The organism is Alcaligenes sp. EGD-AK7, from assembly GCF_000465875.3.
Classification (GTDB): Bacteria; Pseudomonadota; Gammaproteobacteria; order Burkholderiales; family Burkholderiaceae_B; genus Alcaligenes; species Alcaligenes phenolicus.
Map to the genome: position 1 here is coordinate 181955 of NZ_AVOG02000001.1, position 24385 is coordinate 206339.

The 24385-nt window shown below is 57.1% G+C and carries 25 protein-coding genes; 22 read left to right on the forward strand and 3 right to left on the reverse strand.

Annotation, left to right across the window (positions count from 1 at the left end; genetic code table 11):
- Positions 1 to 104: 104 nt before the first annotated feature.
- Complete coding sequence (locus tag N879_RS00810; RefSeq protein ID WP_009461778.1) at positions 105 to 1025, reverse strand: LysR family transcriptional regulator; 921 nt, start codon at positions 1023 to 1025, stop codon at positions 105 to 107.
- 117 nt (positions 1026 to 1142) lie between these two features.
- On the opposite strand from N879_RS00810, the gene metE reads away from it, so the two are divergent.
- The 22 genes from metE (at position 1143) to N879_RS00915 (ending at position 22464) form a co-directional block, all read left to right on the forward strand.
- On the forward strand, positions 1143 to 3437 hold the full coding sequence (metE, locus tag N879_RS00815; RefSeq protein WP_021446516.1) for a 5-methyltetrahydropteroyltriglutamate--homocysteine S-methyltransferase: 2295 nt from the start codon (positions 1143 to 1145) through the stop codon (positions 3435 to 3437).
- 272 nt (positions 3438 to 3709) lie between these two features.
- Positions 3710 to 4288, forward strand: coding sequence for a DUF2889 domain-containing protein (locus tag N879_RS00820; protein WP_021446517.1), 579 nt, complete (start codon positions 3710 to 3712; stop codon positions 4286 to 4288).
- 84 nt (positions 4289 to 4372) lie between these two features.
- Positions 4373 to 5533 (forward strand): ADP-forming succinate--CoA ligase subunit beta, encoded by a 1161-nt coding sequence (gene sucC / locus N879_RS00825; protein WP_009461782.1) that lies wholly within the window; start codon positions 4373 to 4375, stop codon positions 5531 to 5533.
- A 21-nt stretch (positions 5534 to 5554) separates the two neighbouring features.
- Complete coding sequence (gene sucD, locus N879_RS00830) at positions 5555 to 6436, forward strand: succinate--CoA ligase subunit alpha (RefSeq protein WP_009461784.1); 882 nt, start codon at positions 5555 to 5557, stop codon at positions 6434 to 6436.
- Positions 6437 to 6737: 301 nt separating this feature from the next.
- On the forward strand, positions 6738 to 7442 hold the full coding sequence (locus tag N879_RS00835) for a TerC family protein (RefSeq protein WP_009461786.1): 705 nt from the start codon (positions 6738 to 6740) through the stop codon (positions 7440 to 7442).
- Positions 7443 to 7446: 4 nt separating this feature from the next.
- Positions 7447 to 7572, forward strand: coding sequence for a hypothetical protein (locus N879_RS20845; protein WP_003799533.1), 126 nt, complete (start codon positions 7447 to 7449; stop codon positions 7570 to 7572).
- The gene (gene hemC, locus N879_RS00840) at positions 7569 to 8531 is read left to right on the forward strand and encodes a hydroxymethylbilane synthase (RefSeq protein ID WP_009461790.1); all 963 of its coding nucleotides are present in this window, start codon (positions 7569 to 7571) and stop codon (positions 8529 to 8531) included. The genes N879_RS20845 and hemC overlap by 4 nt, the downstream gene beginning before the upstream one ends.
- Before the next feature lie 6 nt (positions 8532 to 8537).
- Positions 8538 to 9338 (forward strand): uroporphyrinogen-III synthase, encoded by an 801-nt coding sequence (locus N879_RS00845; protein ID WP_009461792.1) that lies wholly within the window; start codon positions 8538 to 8540, stop codon positions 9336 to 9338.
- Positions 9339 to 9362: 24 nt separating this feature from the next.
- Complete coding sequence (locus tag N879_RS00850) at positions 9363 to 10721, forward strand: uroporphyrinogen-III C-methyltransferase (RefSeq protein ID WP_009461793.1); 1359 nt, start codon at positions 9363 to 9365, stop codon at positions 10719 to 10721.
- Between the two features lie 3 nt (positions 10722 to 10724).
- The gene (locus N879_RS00855; RefSeq protein ID WP_021446518.1) at positions 10725 to 12230 is read left to right on the forward strand and encodes a heme biosynthesis HemY N-terminal domain-containing protein; all 1506 of its coding nucleotides are present in this window, start codon (positions 10725 to 10727) and stop codon (positions 12228 to 12230) included.
- A 28-nt stretch (positions 12231 to 12258) separates the two neighbouring features.
- Positions 12259 to 12795, forward strand: a complete 537-nt coding sequence (gene ppa, locus N879_RS00860) for an inorganic diphosphatase (protein WP_009462201.1) — start codon at positions 12259 to 12261, stop codon at positions 12793 to 12795.
- Positions 12792 to 13487 carry a fumarylacetoacetate hydrolase family protein gene (locus N879_RS00865; RefSeq protein ID WP_009462199.1) on the forward strand — a complete coding sequence of 232 codons (696 nt, stop codon included), beginning with the start codon at positions 12792 to 12794 and terminating at the stop codon, positions 13485 to 13487. The genes ppa and N879_RS00865 overlap by 4 nt, the downstream gene beginning before the upstream one ends.
- A 252-nt stretch (positions 13488 to 13739) precedes the next feature.
- Complete coding sequence (locus N879_RS00870) at positions 13740 to 13997, forward strand: hypothetical protein (RefSeq protein WP_009462197.1); 258 nt, start codon at positions 13740 to 13742, stop codon at positions 13995 to 13997.
- Entirely contained in the window at positions 13994 to 15256 is a 1263-nt protein-coding gene (locus tag N879_RS00875; protein ID WP_009462195.1) for a hypothetical protein, read from the forward strand. The genes N879_RS00870 and N879_RS00875 overlap by 4 nt, the downstream gene beginning before the upstream one ends.
- Positions 15253 to 15855: a hypothetical protein gene (locus tag N879_RS00880; protein WP_009462193.1), complete on the forward strand. Its 603-nt coding sequence runs from the start codon at positions 15253 to 15255 to the stop codon at positions 15853 to 15855. The genes N879_RS00875 and N879_RS00880 overlap by 4 nt, the downstream gene beginning before the upstream one ends.
- Complete coding sequence (locus N879_RS00885) at positions 15852 to 16472, forward strand: hypothetical protein (RefSeq protein ID WP_009462191.1); 621 nt, start codon at positions 15852 to 15854, stop codon at positions 16470 to 16472. The genes N879_RS00880 and N879_RS00885 overlap by 4 nt, the downstream gene beginning before the upstream one ends.
- Positions 16469 to 17350, forward strand: a complete 882-nt coding sequence (cpaB, locus tag N879_RS00890) for a Flp pilus assembly protein CpaB (RefSeq protein WP_009462189.1) — start codon at positions 16469 to 16471, stop codon at positions 17348 to 17350. The genes N879_RS00885 and cpaB overlap by 4 nt, the downstream gene beginning before the upstream one ends.
- Positions 17347 to 18717, forward strand: a complete 1371-nt coding sequence (locus tag N879_RS00895) for a type II and III secretion system protein family protein (protein WP_432763168.1) — start codon at positions 17347 to 17349, stop codon at positions 18715 to 18717. The genes cpaB and N879_RS00895 overlap by 4 nt, the downstream gene beginning before the upstream one ends.
- A complete protein-coding gene (locus N879_RS00900) occupies positions 18707 to 20356 on the forward strand; it encodes an ATPase, T2SS/T4P/T4SS family (protein WP_009462185.1) in 1650 nt (549 codons plus the stop codon). Before N879_RS00895 ends, N879_RS00900 begins: the two co-directional genes overlap by 11 nt.
- Positions 20353 to 21198 (forward strand): type II secretion system F family protein, encoded by an 846-nt coding sequence (locus N879_RS00905; RefSeq protein WP_009462183.1) that lies wholly within the window; start codon positions 20353 to 20355, stop codon positions 21196 to 21198. The genes N879_RS00900 and N879_RS00905 overlap by 4 nt, the downstream gene beginning before the upstream one ends.
- 2 nt (positions 21199 to 21200) lie before the next feature.
- Complete coding sequence (locus N879_RS00910; RefSeq protein WP_021446522.1) at positions 21201 to 22061, forward strand: type II secretion system F family protein; 861 nt, start codon at positions 21201 to 21203, stop codon at positions 22059 to 22061.
- A 4-nt stretch (positions 22062 to 22065) separates the two neighbouring features.
- A complete protein-coding gene (locus tag N879_RS00915) occupies positions 22066 to 22464 on the forward strand; it encodes a hypothetical protein (RefSeq protein WP_009462179.1) in 399 nt (132 codons plus the stop codon).
- On the opposite strand, the gene N879_RS00920 is transcribed toward N879_RS00915, so the two are convergent.
- Both N879_RS00920 and N879_RS00925 read right to left on the reverse strand, forming a co-directional pair.
- Positions 22461 to 23237 carry a BPSS1780 family membrane protein gene (locus N879_RS00920; protein WP_009462177.1) on the reverse strand — a complete coding sequence of 259 codons (777 nt, stop codon included), beginning with the start codon at positions 23235 to 23237 and terminating at the stop codon, positions 22461 to 22463. The two genes, N879_RS00915 and N879_RS00920, sit on opposite strands and share 4 nt — an antisense overlap.
- 14 nt (positions 23238 to 23251) lie before the next feature.
- Positions 23252 to 24223, reverse strand: coding sequence for a homoserine kinase (locus N879_RS00925; protein ID WP_021446523.1), 972 nt, complete (start codon positions 24221 to 24223; stop codon positions 23252 to 23254).
- Positions 24224 to 24385 lie beyond the last annotated feature (162 nt).

The following is a 24385-nucleotide window of genomic DNA, read 5'->3' on the forward strand; positions in this document are numbered from 1 at the left end:
AAAAACGTGGCCTCGTTCAAGTTGGCATGAGCCCGCCCGCCTGTACTTTTCCTCTATTTACATAGTGCTTGCAACAGAGTTTTGCCATGCCATTGCTAAATGGCTCAAGACTGCGCCGCCACAATCCCTTGCAGGCTTTTGAAGCAGGTTTCGCGTGCCTGTGCCAAAAAGGCCTGTACATAATCCGCCTGTAAATCCTCACTGCGTACCGTGGCGTAAAGCGTGCGCCAGACACCATGTTCTCCCAAGCGGCACGTGCGTATCGAAGCCGGGTTCAGGAACTCCGTCAAGGCCCAGTTCGGCAAAGCTGTCACACCGCGCTGGCTGGCAACCAGTTGCACGATCATGGGCGTTAGCTCGGCCTGCCGAATCGCAGCGGGCTCCACATCGGCTGGCGTCAGGAACTGCGTAAAAATATCCAGACGATTGCGTTCTACCGGGTAGGTAATCAGAACCTGATCGGTCAATTGGAAAGGTTCTACATAGCGGTACTGCGACAAGGGGTGCTGGTTGGAGACAGCCAGCACCAGCTCGTAGCGAAACAGGGGTTCGTAATGGACAGCCGGATTGTCCTGCGGGTCCGAGGTGATCACCACATCCAGATCCCCGCGCATCAAGGCGGGCAAGGGCGCAAAGGAAAAAGCCGCGCTCAAGTCCAGCGTGACGTCAGGCCATTGCTGCCTGAATGCGTCCAGTGCTGGCATCAGCCATTGAAAGCAGGAGTGGCAATCAATGGCCACATGCAGGCGTCCCGTGCGTCCGGCGGCCAGTCTTTGCAGATCGCGCTCGGTGGCGCGTACACGCGGCAGGATGTCATCGGCCAGCGTCAGGATACGCAGAGCGGCGGTGGTCAGGCGGGCAGGGCGGGTGCGGCGGTTCAGCAATTGCACTTGAAGCCGCACTTCCAGGTCGCGAAGCTGGTGCGAGAGGGCGGACTGCGTAACATGCAGGCGCTCGGCGGCTTCTTGCAAGCTGCCGCTGTCGCGGATGGCGCTCAGGGTTTCGAGATGGCGGATTTCAAGCATGTTGAGGAAAATTCATAATTAGCATGGTGTATTTGATTTTTTTTCAAATAAGTATACAGGCACAATAGATTTCAAACGCCTGATACGGGCCTTTTATTTCTAATTTATGGGCTTACTATGACTATTATTCATAATCTGGGTTTTCCTCGCATGGGCGCGCAGCGCGAATTGAAGCGCTCTTTGGAAGCCTATTGGGCCGGTCAGGTAAGCCAGCAAGAGCTTTTGGAAACAGGCAAAGCCTTGCGCGCCCAGCATTGGGGTTTGCAAGGCAAGGCTGGGCTGGATACGGTGCCTGTGGGCGATTTTGCCTGGTATGACCAGATTCTGGAGTGGAGCACCTTGCTGGGAGCGGTTCCCGCCCGTTTCGGCCAGGCTGAAAATGCACCCGTGTCATTGGATACCTTGTTTCGCATGGCGCGTGGCCGTGCGCCCAGCGGCACCCCTGCCGCTGCTTGTGAAATGACCAAGTGGTTCGATACAAACTACCACTACATCGTGCCCGAATTCACACCAGGTCAAAGCTTCCGGATTGCCCGTGAATTCTTGTTTGAGCAGATTGAAGAGGCCAAGGCTCTGGGGCACAAGGTCAAGCCCATGATTCCCGGACCCTTGACCTGGTTGTGGCTGGGCAAGGGCGATGCCTATGAGGGCTCGGCAGACGCGGGCAAGCTGGCCTTGCTGGATACTTTGCTGCCTGTGTATGAACAAGTGCTGGCCCGTTTCAAAGCTCAGGGTGTGGAATGGGTACAGATTGACGAACCTGTTCTGGTTCTGGATTTGCCTCAAGCGTGGCAAGACGCCTTCCGTCGCGTTTATCAAGGTCTGAATCAATCCGGCTTGAAGCTGCTGCTGGCGACTTATTTTGATGATCTGCATAAGAACGTCGCGGTATTGAAGGATTTACCCGTGGCGGGTGTGCATGTGGATGCGGTGCGCGCTCCGGCTGCTTTGCAGGCCGTACAAGCGGTATTGGGGCAAGACCAGGTGCTGTCTGCCGGTGTGATTTCGGGTCGGGATATTTGGCGCACGGATCTGCAAAAAACGGTTCAAACCTTGAAGCCCTTGAAAGCGGTTTTGGGCGAGCGCCTGTGGATTGCGCCATCCTGCTCGCTGCTGCATGTCCCTGTGGATGTGCAAAGTGAAACCGGCCTGGACGCTGAATTGAAGAGCTGGTTGTCCTTTGCGGTGCAAAAACTGGATGAGCTGAGACTGTTGCAAGGATTGCTGGACGGCACTTTGGACGAAGCGGGTCAGCAAGCGGTTCGAGCTCAGCAAGCTGCTTTGCAAACGCGCCGTGAGTCCAAGCGTACGCATAATCCTGCCGTGCAAGCCCAGATGGCCAAGATTGACCAGCTCAAGCGTCAACGTACGCCCTTCGCGCAGCGTATCCAGGCCCAGCGCAACAAGCTGAAGTTACCCGCCTATCCCACCACCACGATCGGTTCGTTTCCTCAGACCACGGAAATTCGTACTGCTCGCCGCGACTGGCGTGGGGGAGCCCTGAGTGACGCGGCTTATGAAAAAGCCATGCAGGCAGAAATCGAGCAAGTTATTCGTTTTCAGGAGCGGATCGGTCTGGACGTGCTGGTGCATGGCGAGGCCGAGCGCAACGATATGGTGGAGTACTTTGGTGAACTGCTGGGTGGTTTTGCCTTTACACAAAACGGTTGGGTACAAAGCTACGGGTCGCGTTGCGTAAAGCCGCCTATTATCTTTGGGGATGTGCTGCGCATCACGCCCATGAGTGTGGCCTGGTCCTCCTACGCCCAATCACTGACTGATCGGCCCGTCAAAGGCATGTTGACGGGGCCAGTGACGATGTTGCAGTGGTCTTTTGTTCGTGACGACCAGCCCCGTGCCGATACTTGCCGCCAGCTGGCTTTGGCCTTGCGGGATGAAGTTTCTGATCTGGAACAGGCCGGCATTCGTGTCATCCAGCTGGATGAACCCGCTTTCCGCGAAGGCTTGCCGCTCCGTCAGGGTGATTGGCAGGCCTACCTGGATTGGGCGGTGGATTGCTTTCGCCTGTCCACCAGCGCGGTGTCCGATGAAACCCAGATTCACACGCATATGTGCTATTCGGAGTTCAACGACATCATGCAATCCATTGCCGAGATGGACGCGGATGTGATCACGATTGAAACCTCGCGTTCCAATATGCTCTTGCTGAATGCCTTCGAGAATTTTGAGTATCCCAATCATATAGGCCCAGGCGTTTATGACATTCACTCGCCCAATGTGCCTGATAAGGACTGGATAGTGCGCTTGATGGGCGAGGCGGCCAAGCGCTTGCCCGCCGACCGTTTGTGGGTGAATCCCGACTGCGGTTTGAAGACGCGAGCGTGGTCTGAAACTGAGGCTGCCTTGCTGGCCATGGTGGATGCGGCCAAAGCATTGCGGGCGGCAGCCTGATTTGGTGCAGGCTTGAAATAAGCCGCTTGAATAGATTGACAGGGCAGGGCGCTTTTCGTCCTGCCACTCGATTTCCCAGGCTGGATGAAAACGACCGCCCGTCAGGTGGTCGTTTTTTTCATGCAAATTTGGTATACCGTAGGATCGACACCGCGTAGATCCTGTGTTTGGCCCGCTTGGGATGCGCTTACAGATTATGTAAGTGGCTGATACGGAACATACGAGGTGCGTTATACTTGATCAGTTTCAATCTTGCCGCCCCGTTCATATCAATGCCTTTGTCCCCGCCGTCCGTCGCCCGTGAACCATTGCATACGCGTACCATCACGGTAGAGTCGTTTGCACGGGAAGATGGCCTCTGGGACCTGGAGGCCTCGCTGCTGGATGTGAAGTCCTACGACTTTCCCATACGCAACGGCCAAACCCATAAGGCAGGTGATCCTGTCCACCTGATGCATCTGCGTATCACTATCGATAGCAGCTTTGCCATTGTGGATGCCGTGGCGGTCTACGATGCAGCCCCTTACCAGGACAACTGTTCGTCCATTGCGGACGCCTACCAGAAGTTGGTGGGCCTGAATTTGCTCAAGCAGTTTCGTCAGGGTGTCAAAGAGCGCTTTGGGCGTTCGGCTGGCTGTACGCACATGAGCGAGCTGGCACAAGTGTTGCCAACCGCCGCCGTACAAACCATGGCCGGGCGACGTCGCAGCAGCGGGGAATCAGAGATTTATCGCACCGACAAGCAGCCTTTCCATCTGGATGGCTGCCATGCCTTGCGTTTGAGCGGTCCCGTGGTTGAGGAGTTTTATCCCGTCTGGTATCGACCTAAAGTCACAGACGGGGTGGATTAGTTTTTTGTTTTAGTCAGGTCTCGGGCTCAGGCCTGGAGTTCCTGCCTTCTTTTTTTATTGTGTTTTTAGACTGACAGGTATCACATGAAAATTCACGAATATCAGGGCAAAGCACTGCTTAAGCAGTTTGGCGTTGCCGTGCCACGCGGAATTCCTGCCTTCTCCGTCGATGAAGCGGTTGCAGCTGCGCAGGAGCTGGGTGGCTCTGTGTGGGTTGTCAAAGCCCAGATTCACGCCGGTGGCCGTGGCAAGGGCGGTGGCGTCAAGCTGGCTCGCTCGATGGACGAAGTGCGTCAACTGGCCTCGGAAATCCTGGGCATGCAGCTGATCACTCACCAAACTGGCCCTGAAGGCCAGAAAGTGGGTCGCCTGCTGATCGAGGAAGGCGCGGACATCAAGAAGGAATACTACGTCGGTATCGTTACCGACCGTGCTACCCAGCGCGTGGCCGTAATGGCTTCCAGCGAAGGCGGCATGGAAATTGAAGAAGTGGCCGAGCGCGACCCCGACGCCATCCTGAAAGAATTCGTGGACCCTGCTGTTGGCCTGACCAACGAGCAAGCCACCAAGCTGGCTCGCGGTATCGGCGTTCCTGACGCTTCTATCGAAAAAGCCGTTGCTGAATTCCAGAAGCTGTACAAGTGCTACACCGAAACCGACGCTGAACTGGCCGAGATCAACCCTCTGATCCTGACCGGCTCGGGCGACATCATCGCTCTGGACGCCAAGTTCAACTTCGACGGCAACGCTTTGTTCCGTCACCCCGATATCGTGGCTTTCCGTGACCTGGCTGAAGAAGATCCTGCTGAAGTTGAAGCCAGCAAGTACGACCTGGCCTACATCCAGCTGGACGGCAACATTGGCTGCCTGGTGAACGGTGCAGGTCTGGCCATGGCGACCATGGACACCATCAAGCTGTTTGGCGGCGAGCCTGCCAACTTCCTGGACGTGGGCGGTGGCGCTACGGCCGAAAAAGTTACTGAAGCCTTCAAGATCATGTTGGCCAACAAGGGCGTCAAAGCCATTCTGGTTAACATCTTCGGCGGCATCATGCGCTGCGACGTGATCGCTGAAGGCGTGATCGCTGCGTGCAAGGCCGTCAACCTGAACGTGCCTCTGGTGGTACGCATGAAGGGTACCAACGAAGAGCTGGGCAAGAAAATGCTGGCCGATTCCGGTCTGCCCATCATCAGTGCTGACACCATGGCCGAAGCGGCGACTGCTGTTGTCGCTGCCGCCAAGTAAGAAAAGGTTGAGGATTAGCAAATGTCGATTCTGATCAATAAAGACACCAAAGTCATCACGCAAGGGATCACCGGCAAGACCGGCCAGTTCCACACCCGCATGTGCCGTGAATACGGTAACGGCATGGAAGCCTTTGTGGCTGGCGTGAACCCCAAGCGTGCTGGTGAGGATTTCGAAGGTGTACCTATTTACGCCTCCGTGTCCGACGCCAAGGCTGAAACCGGCGCAACCGTGTCGGTTATCTACGTTCCACCCGCAGGCGCTGCGGCTGCCATCTGGGAAGCTGTTGAAGCTGACCTGGACCTGGTTATCTGCATTACCGAGGGCATCCCTGTTCGCGACATGCTGGAAGTTCGCAACCGCATGCGCGCAGAAAACCGCAAAACCCTGTTGTTGGGCCCGAACTGCCCCGGTCTGATCACTCCTGACGAGCTGAAGATCGGTATCATGCCCGGCCACATTCACCGCAAGGGCCGCATCGGTGTGGTCAGCCGCTCCGGCACGCTGACATACGAAGCCGTTGCTCAAGTAACTGAACTGGGCCTGGGTCAATCCTCGGCTGTGGGTATCGGTGGCGACCCAATCAACGGTCTGAAGCACATCGACGTGCTCAAGATGTTCAACGACGATCCTGATACCGATGCCGTTATCATGATTGGCGAGATCGGCGGTCCAGACGAAGTCAACGCGGCTTTGTGGGCTAAAGACAATATGACCAAGCCTGTTGTTGGCTTTATCGCTGGTGTGACAGCGCCTCCCGGAAAACGCATGGGTCACGCTGGTGCCCTGATCTCCGGTGGTGCCGACACGGCCGACGCCAAGCTGGAAGTGATGGAAGCTTGCGGTATTCGTACCACTCGCAACCCGTCCGAAATGGGCAAGCTGCTCAAAGAAGTGCTGTAAATAGTAGTACCGGGGCCCGCTTTGGCGGGCTCTTTGTCTGGCTGCCCTGTGCAGCCGGGCAAAATTGGCCAGCCGGTTTCGTCAAGAAAAACACCACAACCCGGCGCATTCCTTCCCGAATCTGGCCAGCCTGATCATGCTCAAACGAATCAAGTAAGAAAAAGAAGCCCCGATGTTGCACAGGCTATGATTAGTTTGCTGCTTTAAGGGGCGTTGTTGTCTTGGGACAGCCTGGCGACAGAAAAAGAGCGTTTGTCCCGCGGCTGGGAAGAGAACTCACGTTTAGCTATACGGGAACGAAATGATTGAATTCCTCCAAACCCTGCATTGGGGTTCACTGTTTCAAATTGTACTGATTGATATTTTGCTCGGTGGCGACAATGCCGTCGTGATCGCACTTGCCTGTCGCAACTTGCCCAAGCAGCAGCGCATGCAAGGCATTTTGTGGGGGACAGCAGGCGCAATTATCCTGCGTGTAGTCCTGATTTTCTTTGCTCTGACCTTATTGGATCTGCCGTTTTTGAAAGTGGTGGGCGGTCTTTTGCTCTTGTGGATCGGGATCAAGCTGCTGATGCCGGACGACGACGCACACGGCAATATTCAAGGGGGCGGAACCGTCTGGGCTGCCGTCAAAACCATCATCATTGCGGATTTCGTGATGAGCCTGGATAACGTGATTGCCATTGCCGGTGCAGCACAAAACGCGCACCTGGATCATCAACTGGGCTACGTGATCTTTGGTTTATTGCTAAGTGTCCCCATTATTGTCTGGGGCAGCACCCTGGTTTTGAAACTGATCGACCGTTTCCCTATTGTCGTCACCCTGGGCGGTGCCTTGCTGGGCTGGATTGCAGGCGGCATGCTGGTCACGGACAAGATTGTGGAAAATCAATTTGGCGTGCAGCCCCAGCCTGTTAAACTCGGGGTCGAGATTGTTTGTGCCTTATTAGTGGTGGCGCTGGGCAAATGGCTGGCGCACCGTAAAGGTTCTACCAAGGAAGCTTAGTTCTATGGCAATTTTTAAATCCTCCGACGCCAAAGGTCAGGAAAGCGGTTTGTCCCTGCTGCAAGGCTTAGGGATCCTGGCCATTATCGGTATTGTTGCTGCCGCCATCGTGCGCTATTTTGCTGCATGACCGCTGTGGCTTCTACTCCTCAGGAATTGGTTATTGCCACTCGTGCCAGTCAACTGGCCTTGTGGCAAGCCAAGCATGTTCGCGACCTTTTGCAGCAGCTGTACCCGCAGTGCAAGGTGTCCTTGCTGGAAATGACAACCCGTGGTGACCAGATTCTGGATCGTACGCTGTCCAAAGTGGGTGGCAAGGGCCTGTTTGTCAAAGAGCTGGAAACCGCCTTGCTGGATGGCCGCGCCCATCTGGCGGTGCACTCCCTGAAAGACGTGCCGGTGGTGTTGCCCGAGTCCTTTGACCTGCCCATCATCATGGAGCGGGACGACCCACGCGATGCTTTTGTTTCCAATACTTATCCCAATCTTGAGGCTTTACCTGCTGGTGCCATCGTAGGCACTTCCAGTTTGCGCCGCGAGTCTCAGATTCGAGAGCGCTACCCGCACCTGGACATCCGTCCCCTGCGTGGCAATGTCCAGACCCGTTTGTCCAAGCTGGATCGTGGCGATTACGACGCCATTATTCTGGCTTCGGCTGGTTTGCGTCGTCTGGAATTGGCCGAGCGTATTCGCGATTACATCTCGACCGAAGACAGCTTGCCTGCCGCCGGGCAGGGGGCCTTGGGTATCGAGATTCTGAAAACTCGTACCGATGTGGCTCAATGGTTGGCGCCTTTGGCGCATTCCACCAGCCACGTATGTGCCTTGGCCGAGCGTGCCGTATCGCGTGCCTTGGGTGGTTCCTGTCAGGTGCCATTGGCGGCTTATGCCACACTGAATGGCGAGGAGCTGAGCCTGAGCGGCCTGGTTGCCGAACCTGATGGCTCCACGGTGTACCGCGCTCAGATCACGGGTGCGGCCAAAGATGCGGAAGCCTTGGGTCTGTCGCTGGCGGAAGATCTGAAGCAGCAAGGTGCTCAAGCCATTCTGGATCGCTTGCTTACGGAACAGCCCGCAGAAGGCGAGTAAAGCGGCATGAACCTGCCCTGTGTATTACTGACCCGCCCCGCGGGACGGAACGAAACCCTGTCGGCTGCCTTGGCCGCGCAGGGTTTTTCTTCCTTGCTTATGCCCGCCTTGAGCCTGGAAGCGCAAAACCTGTCCGAAGAACAATGGCAAGATCCCAAGGATTTTGACCTGGTGCTCTTTGTAAGCAGCAGTGCGGTCAATTTTTACTTTGCGGCTTTGCAAGCGCGCGGTCAACGCTGGCCTGACAAGGTATTGCTGGCTGCAGTTGGTTTTGCTACCGCCGCCTGTTTGCGCGCCCAGCCGGGCGTTTCCCCAGATGCCGTACTTCACCCTGAAAATACGGATTCCTTGCAGGACTCAGAGGCTCTGTGGGCGGTGCTGGAGCCTCGACTGGCGCAATTTGAGCGGGTTCTGATTGTGCGCGGTCATAGCGGTCGTGAATGGTTGGGACAGCAGCTGGAAAATCACGGTATTCAGGTCCAGCGCCTGGCGATTTACCAGCGTAGCCCCGCCCAGTGGAGTACAGAGCAGGGCCGTCAAATTCGTGACAGTTTGCAGGCGGGCCGTCTGGCCGTGTTGCTCAGCAGTTCTCAAAGCGCCGATGCGGTTTTCGCCAATGTACAAAGCCTGGGTTTACTGGATGTTTGGGCGCAATGTGCCTATGTGGTCATACATCCGCGTATTGAAGAACATTTACAGTCCTTATTGTTGCAGGCTGGAATCGCAGCGCCACCAATGGTAAAAAGGTGTACGCCAGACGATGATGACATTGTCGCTGCCTTGATGGCGGTGCTCTCGCGCGATTAGCCTCACACGGATTACAATCTTGCCATGAACGATAAAACAGAGAACGCATCCGCAAGCGAACCGGAGACTTCCATTTCCAGCCCAGCCAATACAGCGGCTCCTCGTCCGTATTCCGAACCCAAAGACAGCACCACTACGCCGCAAAAGCGTAAAAGTGGCGCGGGTCCGGCTTATGCTTTGACGGCTGTTGTGGTGGTGCTGGCCGCTGCCGGTCTTTGGTACCAGAATTCATTGCTGGAAAAGCATAAGGCCGAGCTGCAAGCCCAGCTGGCGACCAATATCAACACCACAGAGCAGGCGCGCCAAACCGCGCAGCAGGCCCTCGCCTTGGCGCAGCGTCAATCCGACAAGCTTGCCCAGCTGGAAAAATCCTTTAACGATTCCACCGAACAGTTTCATGATCTGAGCCAAGCCTTCCAGACCATGACAGACAGCGGTTCGGAACTGGTTTTGCTGAACGATATTGATCATCTCGCCACGATTGCGCAGCAACAGCTGATGCTGGGTGGCAATGTGGCCAATGCCATCGTTTCTCTGGAAGCTGCTCAGGCGCAATTGGCTCGTGCCAATCGCGTCGGTCTGGCTTCCTTGCAACAAACACTGAATGGCGATCTGGAACGCCTGCGCGCCGCTGCCACGGTGGATGTGGCCTCCTTGTCGCGTCAACTGGATACCTTGTCGCGCTACGTCTCGGAAGCGCCTTTGCTGGTGCCGGATGACGTTGCCGGTGGTGCGAATACTGAAGCGCTGGACTTGCAGTCCGACGTTCAGGAACCTACGGAACTGGCCGCTGATGCCCCTTGGTGGGAGCGCAGCTGGAATACGGTGGAACAGTGGGGTAGCAGCGCCTGGCGCTCGGTCAGCCACGATCTGGGGCAGTTTGTCTCCATCCGCCGTGTCGACGATGCCGCCGCCTTGCTGATGTCGCCCGATCAGGCTGCCCGTCTGCGAGAGAACCTGCGTCTGCGCATTATGGCCGCCCAACTGGCCATGATGATGAACCAGTCCGCCGTCTGGCAGACCGAGCTGAACGCAGTCGCGACGGCGCTGGAAAAACGCTTTGATACGCAATCCGGTCAGGTTCAGCAGGCCTTGCGTCTGACCCGCCAATTGCAGGACACCCGCATCGGTGCTCGTTTGCCTACCGTGAATAACACCTTGGCGGCTATTGAAAGCCTGCGTCAGGCTCAGGCCGGTCGCAGTCAGGATAATGCCGACGACACCAAGACCGAGCAGGGCGATACGGATCCTGTTTTGTCCGACCCTCCTCAATCCACAGAGCCTGCCAGCCAGGAGGAGCCCGCTGCTCCTGCTGCCGAACAGACTGAGTCTGCGACTCCCGCTCAGTCCGAGACGGAACAGCCCGCTCAGGCGCAGGGGTAAGGTATGCGTACTTGGTTCTGGACTCTCATCTTATTTATCGCCGCAGTCGCGCTGGCTCTGGTCTTGCGTGAACACGCCGGTAACGTCTATTTAGTCACGCCGCATTATTTGGCGCGCGCCTCGCTGACTTACGTGGTTCTGTGCACGCTGGGGCTGTTCATCGTGCTGTACGTACTGCTGCGCCTGCTGGCCTGGTTCAGCGATGGTCCGGAGCGTTTCCGCCTGTGGCGTGGTCGTCGCGCTCAACGCCGTGACCAGGCTTTGCTGGAAACTGGATGGATCAGCATTCTGGAAGGTCGTTACGAGCAAGCTGAAAAAGACTTGATGAAGCTGATGAGCAAAACCCGCTCGCAGTCCAGCAAGGTCGTGGCAGGTTTGGCAGCAGCGCGTGCTGCGCATTATCAAGGTCAGATTGCTCAACGTGACGAAGCCTTGGCCGCCGCTCGTGCTGCCGCTGGCGATGATGCTCGTTTGAACGAGGCCAGTGCCGTGGCTTCGGCCGAGCTGTACCTGGATCAGAATCGTACCGAAGAAGCCATCGAGCTGCTGCAGGATTTGCAGGATGCCAGTTCGCGCCACTTGCACGCCACTCGTTTGTTGTTGCGCGCCTATCGTCAGCAAGGTAATGCTGAACGTGTTTACGAGTTGACCCGTTTGCTGGTGCGCCGCAGTGGGATCGAACGTCAAGAGGCACTGAACCACATCGAATTTGCCGCTGCTGCTCGTTTGCGTGTGGGTGGTGCTGAACAGTTCAAGGCCTTATGGTCGGATCTGAAGTCCGAAGAAAAGATCCTGCCCGGCGTCGCGCTGGAAGCTGCCCTGATTCAAGAACATGAAGGTAATTACGAAGAAGCCGGTCGTATCCTGGAGCCTGCGATTGCAGTCAGTTTCGACAGCCGCTTGCTGGAAGCCTACGCCCAGTGCCCACCTGAATATGTGGGCCGCCGCTTGGCCAAGGCCGAAGAGTGGCTGCGCAGTCAGCCCAACAATCCGGTCTTGCTGTCCACCCTGGGCCATCTGTGTCTGACCAGCCAATTGTGGGGGCAGGGCGAGCATTACCTGTTGCGTAGCCTGAAAATCCAGGGCGATCTGCGTAATCATGCTTTGCTGGGTAATCTGTACGACAGCCTGGGTCGCCACGACGAAGCCGTCTCTTACTGGCGCAAGGCCGCCTCCATGGCCGGCACCTTACCGATTCTGGCGGTCAGTACGGCTTTGCCAGCAGCGGATACTCGTCATGACCCTAGCCATACCGATGCGGACAGCCTGCCATCGCAGGATGACGACGATCTGCCGCATTACACCTATGCCGCCAGCGTCGTGGCCGAGGACCTGCCAGATCAGGGCCGTCCATTGCCTGTGGTGGCCGAGCCAGTGCCTCCTGCTGCCACGCCTTCGCAAGACAGCTTGAGCTCCTCTTCGGATCTGGATGATTACTTTGATACGGCTCCCATCCCTGGGGTCGATCTCTCTCAAACTTCGGATCGTCCTCGACGCTCCAACGATTAATTTCTTTTATTTTTAAAGGTTTGCACGAATGAGCCTCGCCCAAGTACCTGCTGGCAAGAAACTGCCCGACGAGATCAACGTAGTCATCGAAATCCCCATGAACTCGGACCCCGTCAAATACGAAGTTGACGAGAACGGCGTGGTTTTTGTGGACCGTTTCATGCTGACCGCCATGCACTACCCCTGCAACTACGGCTACGTTCCACAAACCATTTCGGACGATGGCGACCCGGTTGACGTGCTGGTGATTGCTCCTTTCCCAATCCAGATCGGTGCCGTGATTCCTTGCCGTCCTATCGGCGTGCTGCATATGGACGACGAAGGCGGTGGCGATGCCAAACTGCTGGCCGTGCCTACCGACAAGCTGTACCCCCTGTACCGCAACGTGAAGTCGCCTGAAGATCTGCAGCCTGAAGAGCTGGAGCGCATCAAGCACTTTTTCGAGCACTACAAAGACATCGAAAAAGGTAAATGGGTCAAGGTCAAGGGCTGGGACGGTATCGAAGCTGCCAAGAAAGAGCTGGTAGACGGTGCCAAGCGCTTTGCTGACGGCCAGGCAAAATGAGTACCGTCATCCCCGCACCCGCCGTTGCGGCCCTGAACGTACAGGGCAGTGAGCAGGTTTTTCCTGTACGCCGCATTTACTGCGTCGGCCGCAATTACGTCGAGCATGCACAGGAAATGGGCTTTACCGGTCGCGAAGATCCTTTTTTCTTCTGCAAACCGGCGGACTCCATCTTGAACGTGCTGCCCGGCCAGGTCTGCGACATGCCTTATCCCTCTCGCACCCAGGATCTGCATCACGAGATCGAACTCGTCGTGGCTTTGTCCAAGGGCGGGCGTGATCTGACTGTGGAGCAGGCTGCTGAATGTGTGTGGGGATACGCGGTGGGTCTGGACATGACCCGCCGGGATTTGCAGACGCAAGCCAAAAAAGCTGGTCGCCCCTGGGAAGTGGGCAAAGCCTTTGACCACTCCGCGCCGACCGGCCCTCTGGTCCCACGCAGCCGTATTGGCGAGCTGTCCCAAGGTGCCATCACCCTGGACGTCAACGGCGAGCGTCGCCAGACCGGCGATTTGAATCAGCTGATCTGGAATGTGGCTGAATCCATCGCTTACCTGTCGGGCCTGTTCGAGTTGTTCCCAGGCGACATCATTTTCACGGGAACCCCAGCCGGTGTCGGCTCGGTGGAACGTGGCGATGTGATGCACGGGGCGATCGACGGTCTGGGTAGCATAGAGGTGCGTCTGGTCTAAGCCATCGGCTTGAAGAAAAAATCGCCTCCAGGCGTAATGCCAGTCAGTTAACACTGACTGGCATTTTTATTGGCCGTGCAGTGAGCAAGTTGTTTTTTGGGGTACGCGGTCACTACTCATGAGTAACATGCTTTTCGGGGCGTAATGAGCCCATAGGTATTAAAGCCGGACAAACCTATCCCGCTCGGCTTTTGCGAATATTCCGGCCCGCTGCCAAGGGGCAGACTGTGAACTGACTTTTGGGAGATTCCAATGAGACAGTTCATCAGACGGCAGCGCGGCCAGGGCATGGTCGAGTATTTAATTATTGTGGCTTTGGTCGCGGTGGCGGCTATTGCCGTTTATCAGTCCTTTGGTCAGGTGATTCGCAATCAGACCGCGGCCATGGCCAAGGAACTGGCGGGGGAGGATGGCTCCGAGCAGACTCAGCAAGCGCAATCGGCCGCTTCTGCTGCGGCCGCTCAAGGCAGTGCCAAGAGCTTGAAATCCTTTACGGGCAATGCGCAATGACGCCGCCCAACCGACCACAAGAGGGGGCGGTGTTGGCCTGGGGGCTGATAGCGCTGGCACTTCTGTCTGTCGCCTGGGGCGGCTACTTTCATGTGAACCAGATTGCCGAGCAGCAAGGGCGTTTGTCCCTGGTGCTGGATGCGGCTGCCTATGGTGCGGCCACCGAGCAGGCACGTACCTTGAACTTGCTGGCTTATATCAATCGGGCGCAGTTGGGGCATCAACTGGCTTTGGGTCATTTATTGACCTTGGCAACATGGGACAGGGCAGCGCAAACCCAGTCCGGGCAAGCGCGTAGGGCGAATCCGCCTGTGCACTTGGTCGCCATGATGTTTGGTCCTGCACATGGACTGGCGTATACCCAGGCGCGATCTGCTGGAGACAATCAGCAGGCTTTGGAGCAGGCTTTCCAGGCCCATCAGCGTTTGATTCAGGACGTGCTGGCGCTGGCCCAAGAGCAATTGGTAGAGGGTTTACCGCAACGGAGACAAGCCATTATTCAGGCGACCTTGGATGGCAGTTTGCCGGATTGGCCGGCTCAAGCCATTCGCTGGCAGTTTGAGCAGGACGGCTGGCCGCAGTTTCTGTTGCTACAGTCCGGACAAGCCCAATGGCAGTCGGGCTTGGCGCATCTGGTGTCTTTATACGGGTTTTTGTCCCCACGGGATTACGAGGCTCGCTCTTATCCCGGTGTCGATCGGCGTTGCCCTTTGAGGCAGCATCGTTTGCGTCGTGCTGGTCGTACCGAGTTTGACCGTTCGGGCCGCTGGCATTCCAACGATACGCAGTCCATGCATATGGTTCGCTCCAACCGTTGGATAGGCTGTTATTTCCGTGAATATGCCATGGCGTGGGCCTTGCAAACGCCAACTCATGCGTCCGGAATTGATGCGCCAGACGACTTTTCAGGGCAGAGCTTCTGGAAGTGGGCGCTGGAGCAGGGCAATAGCTCTTTGCTATCGGCTCAAGGCAATACAGTGGCGCAATCCTGGGCGCGGCGAGATGCCAGACCCTGGAGTCAAAGGTCATGGGTAGACGGGTATGCCTTGGCTGATTCTGAAAAGAGAGCAGGCCCCGATCTGGTGTTGACATTACAGGCTCAAGGCCATTGGGGACAAACCGTTCATACACGGGCGGCGGCGCAATCATTTTTCTCCCTGCCACCGGATAGGGCAGATTCTGGTGTGGATGCCAAGCCCAGCCTGTTTTTGCCCTTTTGGCAGGCACGGCTGATGGATGCAGGAGGCCGCCAATTATGAACACGCGACAAAAAGGGATCGCACTGGTCGAGGCCTGTTTGCTGGGTGTGGTGTTGGGCCTGATGGTGATGGCGGGACGTTGGCTGATGCAGCAGCAGTATCGCTTGCAGCAAATGCAGCAGAGTACACACTTGAGCCTGTTCACGCACGATGCCCATGGCAAGCCAGTTCGAGCAGTGAGCAGCCCCGTTCAAGAAGCAGTACCGACCCGTTTTTCGGAGTCGCCGATAGCGACAACCCAGCCCTTGCAATGGGAGCTTTTGAGCTTGCGCAGTGGATTCTGGACGGCACAGTCGCGTGTTTCCATTCCGTGGCCGCGTTGGCTGGCAACTCTGTCCATCAAAACACAGTTGCAGCGCCAATCCCGGCTGTGGGCGGCTGCGGGGCAGGCTAGCAGTACACAACAAACACGTCAGCGTCTGGAAAACAGTACTACTGCTTGGGGTGAGGCCATGGCCTCAAGCCGGCCCGCTGCCAGAGAAACGATACGGCAGGCAGGACCTATGGACGCGGCCTGGGGGCGGACACGAGCCGATTTGGATTGGCTGAGCCGGTGGCAGGATTACGTGCCGGATCATGGCCCCAAGGAGCGACCATGAGACAGCTGCTTGCCTTGATCTTGCTGTTTTTCTTGATGTTCAGCCCTTTGCCGGCCAAAACGCAGCCCTTGCTCCTACCTTTGCAGGACTCCCAAGTTCAGTGGGGTCAAGGGCAAATGGCACAGACCGATGTTGGACCTGTGTATAGCTGGGGACTGAGCACAGACCTGGATGCGCAGACTTTGGCTTCTCGTTTGGAGCCATTCTGTGGAGCTCATTACGGCGCAATCAGATTGGAAGGGCAATGGGTATTTCTGCGTGCCAAAGATGGCAGGAATTGCGTTTTGTGGTTGGAGGATATACAGGCCTCGACCTTGTCGGGTTTGTTAAGTGTTTCCGAACACAGTCAGCCTGTTTCCCCCTCATCGGTTTGGTCAGCGCCACCCGTTGCTGGTGCCGTCCTGTGGCAACACGAACAGCCAGGGCAAGTGCAAAGCTGGCTGTTGAAGGCCGAGCCTGGATGGCGAGCCGATTTGCGTCGCAAGGACTGGGGAGCCGAGGCGGGCGAGCGTTATTGGCGCAAAGGCCCGGCCGAACTGGATGTCATGGAGCTGGAGCATGAGCGGCAGCGCTACTTGCTCTTGATCTGCCGTGCCTGTGGAAAGGAGGCCTCATGATACGGGCGAAATTCTTGTGGCTATGCCGTCATCCCAGCGCAGGGTTTGGCCTGCTGGCCTTGGTGGCTGGTTTGATGGCCGCCGGGACCAGCAGCCGTTACTTGGACCGGCAGGAAGAGGCTCTGCGGCAAGCGGCGCATCGTGTGCAATTGGATAGGGTGGTAGCCGCCTCCAGTCTGACAGCGGGGACGGTGTTGCAGGCGGAGCATTTGGCCGCCCGCGCCTTTCCTGCTGAACTGGTGCCTAGTGACAGCTGGGATGTAGCGCAGTTTGAGAGTCTGCTAGGGCAAGTGCTCAGCCAGCCTTTGCGGGCAGGGGATTTGATCAGCAAGGCGCATGTGCAGGAGGTCAGCAGTCCATTTTCACAGCAATTGCTCTCTGGCAGGCGTGCCCTGACTGTGCCGGTGGATGCGATCAGTTCGGTGTCGGGGTTGATCCGGCCAGGAGATCTGATCGATATCTATGTCAGTTTTGATGATCGGCAGCGGCGGGTAACGGCCCCCTTGCTGCAGTCTGTTCTGGTTCTGGCGACCGGACAAAGGTCGGGTGAAGGCTCGACCACGGCCAGATTGGATCAGGACGTCTACAACACCTTGACCCTGGATGTAGGCCCGGACGATGCCTTGAAGTTGCTGGCAGCCAGGCAACATGGACGCATCAGTGCCTTGCTGCGCAATCCGGATGACCATACACCCCATCAGGCTGCCGTGCGGGGTGAGCTGGCTGACATTCTGGGTCTGGGGCCGGGTGCAAGGCCCAAACAGCCTGTACAAGTTTTGTACGGCAACAGACCGGCAGGGCAACTTGGCCAGACAGAAGTGGAGCGTCTGGGTTGGCTGGATATGCCGGACGGCTTTTCTGTGGGGCAGCAGCCATGAGCAAAAATCGCTATTGGTGTAGGCGGGCCGCTGTGAGTTTGCTGTCTGGTGCCCTGTGTAGTGCAACTTTGCAAAGCCAGGCCCAGGGCTTGGGGCTGCAAGTCGGTGAGTTGATGGTTCTGCCTGACACGCAGGTGGAGCGGGTGGCGGTCGGCGACGGTGATATTGTTCACGCTGTCACCACGGAATCGGGCGAATTGATTCTGTTTGCACGCAAGACGGGCAGCACGGTGGTGCAAGTCTGGTCCCATTCCGGGCAAAGCCAGTCCTACCAAATTGAGGTGTCTCCAGAAAATCATAGGCAAACCTTGGCGGAGCTACGAAGTTTGCTGGAACGCATTCCCGAGTTACGCATCAGCGAACTGGGTGGCAAGCTGGTGCTGGAAGGAGAAGGTTTAAGTGATCAGGACAAGCAACGCATTCAGGCATTAAGTCAGGAGCATCCTCAATTGCTGGATTTCACGCAGCAGGACGGTTGGGAACCGATGGTCTTGCTGGATGTGCAGGTAGTGGAGGTGCCGCGCAACAGTCTGCGAGAGCTGGGAGTGCGTTGGGATGGGAGCTCTCAGGGTGGTTTGAGTATGGGCGGTGCCTGGGATGCGGCTACTCATCAGTTTTTGGACAGGCCAGGTGAAGCTGTTTTGCCTTTGGCGTTTCCTGCCAAGCAGGGGGCAGCATTCTTTGGTGTTGGCGCCTTGATGTCTGCTCGCGTTCAGGCCATGGCACAGGAAGGACATGCGGTTGTACTGGCGCAACCGCAGCTATTGGCACGCAGTGGTTCTCAAGCCGAGTTTCTGGCCGGGGGCGAGCTGCCTTACACCACCACGGACGACAAGGGAAACAGCAAGACCAGCTTCAAGCCTTACGGTGTGTCGCTGCGCATTGTGCCGCGAGTTGAGCGTGGCGGGTTGGTGCGTTCGCAGATCGAGGTGGAGGTTAGCTCCGTTGACGCCAGCCTGTCCCAACCCGCCGGGCCGTCTTTGAAAACCCGACGAGCTTCGACCGAGTTCAATGTCCGTTCAGGACAAACGCTGGTGCTGGCAGGGTTTATCTCGCGTGAAGAGTCCCGGCATGTGGATCGTCTACCGGGATTGGCCAGTTTGCCAGTGCTGGGCGCCTTGTTTCGTTCCGAACGCTTTGCCCGACAGGAAACGGAGTTGGCGGTATTTGTGACGCCGACTTTGGTGGCGGTAGAGCATCCTGGTTTGCTGGCTCGGCAGGCGAATGCTGCCCAGTGGTTGGATCAAACCTTTCCTGATGCTCCGCGCTTGAATACACCTGTGCGTGCCATCCCGAAGGGAGCAGGGCGAGGCACCTGGTCGCAATGGGTAGAACCTGATAGTGAGGTATTTCGTGTTGAACCTTGAGCTTGAGTCGGAGCTGGGGACGACGCGCCCCTGCACGGTCAGTTTGCCGGCCTTGATAGGGCGTGACCCGGCCTGTGATGTGGTTCTGCCGTCCTGGCGTATCGCGCGCCAGCATGCCAGTTTTCTGAAGCGGGCGGGGGCGGTGTACATCCAGGATCACGGCTCTTTGACGGGCGTACAGCTTAACGGCAAACGGGTTTATGACGATGGGCCTTTGCGCTTGGGCGATGTGCTGGTGCTGGGAGGGTTCAAGTTGCGGATTGCCGGTTTTGGGCAGAAGGTTCAGCCTAGAGTTGATATGGCTGTTTCGGACTTGGGAAACCCACCGGAAACCTCAATACCGCAGTCCTTTACGATGGAAGAACCGCGTCAGACACCACAAGGTGAGCAAGGTTTTTTCCCTCCTGGGCAAGCTGATATTCCGGTATCCGATAGTGATCTGTTCAGACAGGAACAGCAACGCCTGCATCAAGCCTTGTTGAGTGCGTTGGAATTGGAGCGTCGAGACCTCTCCCGCGTCACAGACAAACAGTTGGAGCAGGAAGCCTTTGATTGCTTGGGTCGTTTGATCCAGGCCCAATGTGCTGTCCCCAAGCATGAGCAAGCCAGACTGCAAGCCAGTGTTTGTGCCGAAGCGGTGGGTTTGGGTCCCCTGGAGCTTTTACTGGCTGATGCCTCGGTCTCGGAAATTATGGTCAATCATTATGATCGGGTATTTGTTGAGCAGGCGGGGCGGCTTCAGGCCCATCCTCTGGTGTTCAGCAGCGAGTCGGCCTTGCGGGCGATTATTGACCGCATCCTGGCTCCCTTGGGTAGACGGCTGGATATCAGCTCGCCCGCAGTGGATGGGCGCTTGGCCGATGGCTCGCGTTTTCATGCCGTACTGTCGCCCATTGCGGTCAAGGGAACCTGCGTGACCATACGCAAGTTCCCCAAACGACGCCTGGGGCTGGAGGATCTGTTGCAGACGGGCAGTTTGTCGCCGGAGATGGCCGCTTTCCTGCAACAGGCGGTGCAGCGACGCTGCAATATTCTGGTTTCGGGTGGAACCGGGACAGGCAAAACGACTTTGCTGAACGTGCTTAGCACCTGCATTGATTCAGGTGAAAGAATCGTGACCCTGGAAGACGCGGCTGAGCTGCAGTTGCAGCACAGTAATTGGGTGGCTTTGGAGTCCCGACCCGCGAATGCAGAAGGTCAGGGGCAAGTGGATATACGGAGCCTGTTACGACAAGCCTTGCGAATGAGGCCAGACCGGATTGTGGTGGGGGAGTGCCGGGGCGCAGAAGCTTTCGATATGTTGTCGGCCATGAACACCGGCCACGAAGGCTCGATGGGGACCTTGCATGCGAATACGCCTCGCGATGCTTTGTCCCGCCTGGAAGGGATGGTGTTGATGGCAGGTCTGGATTTGCCTTTGCTGGTTGTGCGAGAGCATATCGCGCGGGCTTTGCACATTATCGTGCAACTGAGCCGCTTGCCTGATGGCAAGCGTTTGGTGCACGAGATTGTGGAGGTGACCGGCATCGAGGCGCAGCGTATTCAACTGCAAACCTTGTACCGCTATCGCCCGGAGTTCGGTTTTGCCGCCAGTGGCTTGCGTTCCGAACATGTTTCGTCTGCAGAGAGGCAATCATGAGATTTCTCAGTATTTTGCTGATTGTCTTGGGTACCACGGCGTTGGCCTATGTATTGCTACGTTCAGGACAGCGTCTTGCCAAGCGTTATAGGCAGCAACTGCTCAGGCAGTCCGAGCAGAGTTTGCAATCACATTTTGTATTTGTGCGCAGTCAGTATCTGGCTTTTGGGGCCTGGGCTTTATTGCCCCTGATCTTTTTGACGGCTTGGTGGCTGATGCAGTCGTTCTGGCTGGCAGCGATGGTAGCCCTGCTGGCTGCAGTCACGCCTTTACTGGTTCTGCGCTGGATGGGACAGCGGCGCTTGGCAAGCTTACGACGACAGTTGCCTGACTTTGTTCTGTCTTTGGCCTTGAGCCTGCAAGCAGGTTTGGCCTTGCAAGCGGCTTTGCAGCAGCTGTCTCAATCTTTGCCTGCGCCCTTGGGGCAAGAGCTGCGTTTGCTATTGCGTCAGCAGCGCTTGGGGGTGAGTGCCAAGGACTCGTATCAAGACCTTCTGGATCGAGTGCCGGTGTCAGAACTGGCCATGTTGTTCAGTGCCTTGCAGATGGGCCAGAGCACGGGGGCTGGATTGGGGGAGCGTTTGAAAATATTGGCGCAAACCATTCGGGCGCGACTGACCATCGAGGACAAGATTGTTGCCTTGACCGCGCAGGCCCGTTTGCAGGCGCGCATCATGTTCTGCTTGCCGGGTTTTGTGGCGGGCGCCTTGTACCTTCTGGATGCCACGGCATTTGAGCAGGCCTGGTTCAACACATTGGGTGTTTGGGTGGCGGGGGCGCTAGTGGCCATGCTGCTGATGGGGCTGTGGTGGATGCAAGTGATCCTGCGAGGGGAGGGGTGATCATGCTCACACTGATCTGGATGCTCTCTGCCTTGAGTGCAGCCTTGTTCCTGATGGCATTCCTGTGGGCTTGGCGCGGTCGTTATCTGCTTTTGCTGCAAGGAGGCAGCAGTTTGGGGCAGGCGGCCTGGCAGGCTTGGGAAGCCCCGTTTTCCAGAACTCTGAATCTCTGCCTGTCCTTGCCTTTTATGCATGAGTGGCCCGAGCGATTGTGGGGTTCGTATGCCAAGGAAGTACGGGGGTTTTTAAGCAAACGTTTGGCCTTGACTGGATTGCTCACGAGTCTTGTCAGTGCTTTCTTGTTAACTCAGGGAGCCTCATTGATGGAGCTTGCAGGGCTGGCTGTGACTGGCTTCTTCCTGAGCGTACTGCAAGCTATCTCACGAGGAAGAAAACTGCAGCGTCAGCATCATTTCCGTTGCCGCCGGGACTTGCCATTTTTTCTGGATCTGCTGGTGCTGGCTGTCGAATCCGGACTGGGCTTGCAGCAAGCCTGGGCGCGTGCAACGCAGGCCCTACCGCAAGGCAGTCTGCTGATCAGCTTGAACAAGGTACAGGGCGAGGTTCGGGCGGGACGACGTTTGCCGCAAGCCATGCGCAATGTCGCTTTGAGTTTCAGGCAGGCAGAGCTGGAAGAATTGGCTTTGTCTTTGGAACTGGCACAGGACACGGGTTTGTCTTTGGCTTTGTTGCTACGCGCTCAAGCTGAAAAATTGCGTAGTCATTTGCACTTGGAAGCTGAGCAAAGAGCCCTCAAGCTGCCTGTTTATTTGCTGGCCCCTTTGGTCGTGTGCATTTTCCCCTGCACGTTTCTGGTGATTGCGATGAGCCTGTTAGGCCCTTGGCTGGCAGGGGGAGGCTAGGGCGATGTCTATCTCAGTACTGATCAAACAGCCGCTGCAACAGGTGCCACAGCAGCCCTTGTATCTGTTCGACGCCAATATTTTCTGGGCCCGTTGGCGTGGCTGGAAGGCATTGCCACAGAACAAGAGTTTCGCAGTTGCGGTGTGGCTGCGGCCTTGTAGGGCGGTGCACCTATGGGGAATGCGGCAGGCTCTGGATATCTGCTTTCTGGATGAAGATGATCAGCCCTTGAGGTTTTGTCCGGCTGTACCTGCGGGAGCGATACGTTGGCACAGAAAAGCCAGATCGGTACTGGAGGCGCCGGTCACTTTTCTGTCGGGGCCGGAGCAGTTTTCGCCCTGGGCCGCCGCCCTGCAGGAAATACGTCAAACAGGGGGCGGGGTATGGCTGGACCGGGCTTAGCCTTGTGCGGCGTCGCGCATCGGATCACCAAACACGCTGCGGTAAGCCGGGTAGAAGCTGGCGTACAGGATGGCAGCCATCGCCAGATTGATAGGTGTCAGCACCATGGTGGCCGTGCCTGGACTTAAACCCGCTCCCAGCAGCAATTCGCCCAGAGTCTGGATGGCGAAGAAGGCAGCCGCCCAGCATAGGCCGTACAGCAGGAAGGCGGCCTTGTTGCGCCAGCAAGCCACCATGGAAAAGAACAGGGCTTGCTTGACCGGGATGGCATGCCAGCCTACCAGGGCGGGGGCGTGCCAGAACAGGGCGGACAGGCCCAGATACAGCACAAAGAACAAAATGATGGGCTTGCGAAAGGCCGCCATGACTTCCTGTGGAGTGGCATTGCTGTTGTCCATCAACTGGGACAGCTCATTCACAAAAGGGAAAGTCGCCACAAAGCCGACGACCAGGCAGGCCAACAAGTAAATGATGCCCAGTCTGATCAGGCGGTTGCGTACCGGGGCGGGCTTCAAGGGCTCGGTCCACATGCCCAGGCGAATGACCTCGCCCTCATGAATGCGGCGACAGGCATTCTGAATGATAAAGGTCATGGTCGGGACCAGTACGATCAGTACCATCTGGCCGACGATAGGGAAAATATTGCTCAGATTGATCAGGATGGAGGTGATCAAGCTCCAGAAGAACAGAGCAGCTGGTTGCAGCTTGAACAAGCGCAATCCTTCCTGAATCCAGTACCACCCGTAAAGAAAGGGGAGCTTGGCAGCTTGCATATCAGTATCCGTGTTTATCGAGGGAGCGCCGGTACAGCATGGTCGCGACGCTGGCGCAGCACACGCTCAAAGTGCCGCGGGTCATGCGGCTTGAGGGTTTGAGCGGGGCGGGGCAGATAAAAGTCGTACAGGCGCGAGATCCAGAAGCGCAGCGCGGCGGCCTGAATCAGTATAGGCCAGGCGCTGTGCTCGGCTTCGGTAAAGGGGCGCACCTGGGCGTAGGACTCCAGCCAGGCCTGGGCTTTTTCCAGGTTCAGGGCACCGCTCAGGCGGTCGATACACCAGTCGTTCACGGCAACGGCCACATCAAATAGCCAAGTATCGCAACCGGCAAAGTAAAAGTCGATGATGCCGCCCATCTGGGGTGCTTCCGAGGTGCCGGCAAATAGCACGTTGTCGCGGAACAGGTCGCAGTGAGCCGGGCCTTGTGGCAAGGCGCGATAGGTGTCGCTGTCGGCAAAACGGCTTTGTTCTTGCAAGACGGTCTGGATCAGCTCGGACTGGCTCTCGTCCAGAAAGGGCAGAACCTGGGGAACGGTGGCTTGCCACCAGCTCAGGCCGCGCAGATTGGGTTGTTCCAGAGGGAAGTCCTGGGCAGCCAGGTGGGCCTGAGCTTGTGTACGGGCGATCTGGCGGCAGTGTTCAACCGTGGGCTCGGGCTCGTAACCACCACGCAGGCGCGTCACAATCGAGCAAGGCTTGCCGTGCATGACACAGATGCGTTTGCCATCGCGGCGAGTCATGGGCTCGGGCACTGGGACACCTTTGGCGGCCAGGTGGTGCATCAGCTCGATATAGAAAGGCAGTTGTTCCAGCGTCAGGACTTCAAACAAAGTCAGAACGTACTCGCCCTGGGTGGTGCTCAGAAAGTAATTGGTGTTTTCAATGCCGGCGGTAATGCCACGTAAGGAAACAAATTCGCCAATTGTGTATTGTTCCAGCAGTTCGCGGGCGTCAAGTTCGCTGACAGAAGTAAAAACAGCCATGCTTTCAGTGAGGGTCCGGTTGTTGGCGCACTATCAGGCGCGCAAGTATGTCAAACGGCCGATTTTAGACCAGTGCGCCCGCTTTTTGGAGCCTTGCGGCGATTTACCGCGCTTTATCTTCATCCTGTGGTCGGCTGAAACCATTAAAATGGGTGTTTACCC